Origin of the sequence: Pseudonocardia pini, assembly GCF_013870575.1 — a bacterium.
GTDB lineage: Bacteria > Actinomycetota > Actinomycetes > Mycobacteriales > Pseudonocardiaceae > Pseudonocardia > Pseudonocardia pini.
This window is the reverse complement of record NZ_JACBXB010000608.1, coordinates 1-3467: the sequence shown is the minus strand read 5'-3', so window position 1 is coordinate 3467 and position 3467 is coordinate 1. Positions and strand designations below refer to the sequence as shown.

The 3467-nt window shown below is 74.1% G+C and carries 3 protein-coding genes; 1 reads left to right on the top strand and 2 read right to left on the bottom strand.

Annotated features, from left to right (window positions below; translation table 11 throughout):
• Both H5J29_RS25695 and H5J29_RS25690 read right to left on the bottom strand, forming a co-directional pair.
• On the bottom strand, positions 1-1022 hold a 1022-nt coding region (locus H5J29_RS25695), incomplete at its 3' end, for a serine hydrolase domain-containing protein (protein ID WP_220187931.1).
• A gap of 70 nt (positions 1023-1092) precedes the next feature.
• Entirely contained in the window at positions 1093-1587 is a 495-nt protein-coding gene (locus H5J29_RS25690) for an Lrp/AsnC family transcriptional regulator (RefSeq protein ID WP_181783595.1), read from the bottom strand.
• 87 nt (positions 1588-1674) lie between these two features.
• Here H5J29_RS25690 and H5J29_RS25685 point away from each other — a divergent pair.
• A partial coding sequence (locus H5J29_RS25685; protein WP_181783594.1) for a thiamine pyrophosphate-binding protein occupies positions 1675-3467 on the top strand: 1793 nt, incomplete at its 3' end.

Sequence of the window (3467 nt, the reverse complement as noted above, 5' to 3'; positions counted from 1 at the left end):
GGATCGGCGACAACACCCTGCGGGCCAAGATGGCCACCGGCCTGGCGAAGCCCGCTGACCAGGGCCGCGGGCAGGCCGCCGTCGAGCCCGGTGGTCACGTTGGCGAGGGCGAGCGCGGCGATGCGGTCCTCGCGGTCGGCCCAGAGCCCGGCGAGGAAACCGGGCATCGAGCCGCCGTGCCCGACGAGGGTGTGGCCCTCGTGGCGCTGCACCTGCACACCGAGCCCGTACGACGACCAGTTCGGGCCGGAGAAGTCGACGCCGGCGGGCAGCGTCATCTCCTCGATGGTGGCGGGACCGAGCACGTCGCCGCCGTCGCCGAGGAGGAAGGCGCCGAGCCTGCCGAGGTCGGTGGCGGTGGCCCAGAGCTGGCCCGCGGGGGCCATCACCCCCGCGTGGTGCTCGGGCTCGGGCAGCAGCTCGTCGGACCAGGGATGCACGGCGTAGCCCTGGGCGGCGCGGCCCGTGGGGCGGGGGGTGGTGCGGCGCATGCCGAGCGGGTGGAGGACCTCGTCTCGCGCCACCTCGTCCCAGCTGCGCCCGCGGGCCCGCGCGACGAGCTCGCCGAGCAGGCCGAACCCCAGGTTGGAGTAGTGGAAGCGGCGGCCCGCTGGCAGTACGCCGTCGGCCTCGGTGAGCCCGAGCGCCGCGAGGTCGCCGCCGGGCGTGCGCTCCCACCACGGCCCCGGGCTCTCGCTGGTCACACCGCCGGTGTGGGAGAGCAGCTGGGTCAGCGTGCGGTCGCCGAGCGGGGTGCCGGGCAGGTGGCGCTCGAGCGGGTCGGAGAGGTCGAGCAGGCCCTCGTCGCGCAGCCGGAGCACGGTGATCGCGCAGACCGTCTTGGAGATCGAGCCGAGCCGGTACTGGACGTCCGTGGCAGGCTCCTCGACGGCGCCGCGGCCCGCGGACCAGGCCAGCCCGCCGTCCCGGACGACGCCTGCGACCAGCGACGGACACCGCCCGTCCCGCTGGGCACGGGCCACCCGGGCGAGCAGGAGGCGTTCGGTGGAGGGCAACAGCATGATCCGCATTATGGAGCCACAACCGTCGTCCGGGCGGCCCGGAACGACAGTTGTGGCTCCATGATGCGGGTCAGAGGAGCTGGGTCACGCGGTGGTCCACCAGGCGGCGCATCACCAGGCTGGTCGTGGTGCGCTCGACGCCGTCGATCGCCAGCAGGCGGCCCGCGATCCGGTAGAGGTCGTCCGCGTCCCTGGCGACGGCCTGCACCAGCAGGTCGCCCTCGCCGGTCATCCCGAGCACCTCGAGGACCTCGGGCACCGCGGCCAACGCGTCCGCGACCGGGGTGAGCCGCCGCTGAACCACCGTCACCGTGACGTACGCGGTGAGCGGGTAGCCCAGGGCGGCCGGGTCGATCCGGCGCTCCTCGCTGCGCAGCACGCCGCGCTCCTCGAGCCGGGCGAGGCGGGTCTGCACGGTGTTGCGGGACAGGCCCGCGGCCTCGGCAAGGGCGAGCGCGGTGCCGCGGGGGTTGGCGACCAGCGCCCGCAGGAGCCGGGCGTCGATGCCGTCGATCGGGTCCACTCTGCTCGTCGCTCCCGCCTGTCTCGGTTGTTCGGTGTGCATTCTGCACGCCGGGAGCAGTCCCGGTTGTGCACGGGACGGGTGGATGGTGCTCTAGCGGCGTTGCTCTGCCCACCAGGAGGAGTCTCGATGACCGCGCCGTCCGCACCGTCCGACCCCGCCACGACCGACCGTGCGGCGGTGCTCGGCCAGATCGAGCAGCGGGTGCGGTGGCTCGCCACCGCGATCATCGACCACGCGAACCGGGTGCGCCCGAACCCGACGGGGCTGAAGGTCGGCGGGCACCAGGCGTCGTCGGCCTCGATGACGACGATCATGACCGCGCTGTGGTTCGAGCAGCTCCGCGCGGGGGACCGGGTCTCGGTGAAGCCGCACGCCTCGCCGGTGCTGCACGCGGTCAACCACCTGCTCGGCGAGCTGGACGAGCGCTACCTCACGACCCTGCGCGAGTTCGGCGGGCTGCAGAGCTACCCGTCGCGGTCGAAGGACCCCGATCCCGTCGACTACTCCACCGGGTCGGTCGGGATCGGGGCCACGGCGCCGATCTGGGGCGCGCTGGCCCGCCGGTACGTCGCCACGCTGGGCGAGCAGGCCGGAGCCGGGCGGCAGTACTCGCTGGTCGGGGACGCGGAGCTCGACGAGGGCGCGGTCTGGGAGGCCATCCTCGACCCGATGGTCGCCGAGCTGGGCGAGGTCGTGTGGATCGTCGACCTCAACCGGCAGTCGCTCGACCGGGTCGTGCCGAACATCGGGGCGCCGCGGCTGCAGGGCATGTTCGCCGCGGCGGGCTGGCAGGTGCTCACCGTGAAGTACGGGGCGCTGCTGGAGGAGCTGTTCACCCGACCCGGCGGCGCGGAGCTGCGTCGTCGGATCGACGAGATGTCCAACCCGGAGTACCAGCGGCTGCTCCGCTGCACCCCTGCCCAGCTGCGCGAACGGCTCCCGGACGGCCCGGAGCTGACCGAGCTGACCGCCACCCTCGACGACGCCACCCTGCACTCCGCGATCCGCAACCTCGGCGGCCACGACCTCGGCGCCGTCCGCGAGGCCTTCGCCCAGATCGACGACACCCGTCCGACGGTGATCTTCGCCTACACGGTGAAGGGCTACGGGCTGGCCAGCGAGGGGCACCCGCAGAACCACTCGTCGCTGCTCTCCGCGGAGCAGCTGGCCGAGCTCGCGGAGCGCTCGGGCATGTCCGTGGAGGACCCGTGGCAGCGGTTCCCGGAGGACGACGCGGCCGGTCGGCTGTGTGCCGAGGTGGCCGCGCGGCTGCGTCGCGAGCCCGTGGCACCCGTCGCACCGCCTGCCCTGCCCACGGACATCGGCCGCACGCCGTCGGGCCGGGCGACCACCCAGGCGGCGCTGGGGCGTGCCCTGCTGGACCTCACCCGTGAGGCCCCCGAGGCCGCGCGCCGGGTGATCACCCTGTGCCCGGACGTCAGCTCCTCGACCAACCTCGGCGGCTGGGTGAACAAGGTCGGCGTGTGGTCCCCGGCGGAGCGCCGCGACTGGTTCGACGACGACCCGGAGACCATCCTGCACTGGCGGGAGAAGCCGACGGGGCAGCACATCGAGCTGGGCATCGCCGAGGGCAACCTGGTGGGGGCGCTCGGCGAGCTGGGGGCCACCTGGTCGCGCTGGGGGCAGCCCCTGCTGCCGATCGGGGTGCTCTACGACCCCTTCGTCGAGCGCGCGCTCGAGCCCTGGTCGTTCGGCATCTACGCGGGCGGGCAGTCGATCCTGGTCGGCACGCCGTCCGGGGTGTCGCTCGCACCGGAGGGCGGCGCGCACCAGTCGATCACCACCCCGTCGGTGGGGCTCGAGCAGCCGGGCTGCACGACCTACGAGCCCGCCTTCGCGATCGACGTCGAATGGACCCTGCTGGCCTCGCTGGCCCGGCTGGGCCGCCCGGACGGCAC

Coding starts and splice junctions, on each gene's coding strand:
- H5J29_RS25690 (WP_181783595.1), bottom strand. CDS start 1,587: ATGCACACCGAACAACCGAGACAGGCGGGAGCGACGAGCAGAGTGGAC.